Below are 248 nucleotides of genomic sequence, written 5' to 3'. Positions count from 1 at the left end.
GTGTGTCCGCGTTCAAAACCCTTCGCGCCCAAGAGTTTTTGCAACATTTGCGCGGCGGCGTAAGTGTATTCCGTGGCGAGGGTTTTGACGATGTTTGCCTCCATTAATTGATGGGCGACAGGCGAGACGGGCGAAACGAAACGGCAGACGTAGCGGTAAAGGATTTCGGAAACCTGATGGCGGCGTTGGATTTCGCGGCGTTCGTAATCGACGAATTTGATGTCGTTGCGGACGTATCGGTTCAGGTT

1 pseudogene is annotated in these 248 nt (G+C 53.6%); it reads right to left on the bottom strand.

Going from position 1 to position 248, the window contains the following annotated elements:
* Window positions 1-248, bottom strand: a pseudogene (locus ACI43T_RS12225) (acyl-CoA dehydrogenase family protein); the annotation flags it as partial.

Source organism: Neisseria oralis (assembly GCF_045062685.1).
GTDB classification, from domain to species: Bacteria; Pseudomonadota; Gammaproteobacteria; order Burkholderiales; family Neisseriaceae; genus Neisseria; species Neisseria oralis.
Note: the sequence above shows the minus strand (reverse complement) of the source record. Positions and strands in the feature narration are given on the sequence as shown.